Here is a 210-nt window from a genome sequence, read left to right as displayed (position 1 = left end):
AAGGCAGTCGTGGTGCTCAAGCCCGGCGAGGGTGCAACGGCCGACGAAATTCGTGACCATTGCGCCCAGCATCTCGCCAGGTACGAGACACCGGAATATGTGGTGTTCGGAGCCAATCTGCCGGCCAATCCGGCAGGAAAGACCTTGAAGCCACCGCTGGTGGACTTCTGGGGTGACTCCTTGGTCACGGCGCTCGCTCGATTTTCCGCG

At 61.4% G+C, this 210-nt stretch carries 1 pseudogene; it reads left to right on the top strand.

Annotated features, from left to right (window positions below):
* Positions 1 to 12: 12 nt before the first annotated feature.
* Positions 13 to 210: pseudogene (locus MJ643_RS31405) on the top strand (hypothetical protein); the annotation flags it as partial.

It is taken from the genome of Pseudomonas sp. PNPG3 (assembly GCF_023093815.1).
GTDB lineage: Bacteria > Pseudomonadota > Gammaproteobacteria > Pseudomonadales > Pseudomonadaceae > Aquipseudomonas > Aquipseudomonas asiatica.
This window is presented reverse-complemented; position numbering and strand designations above follow the sequence as displayed.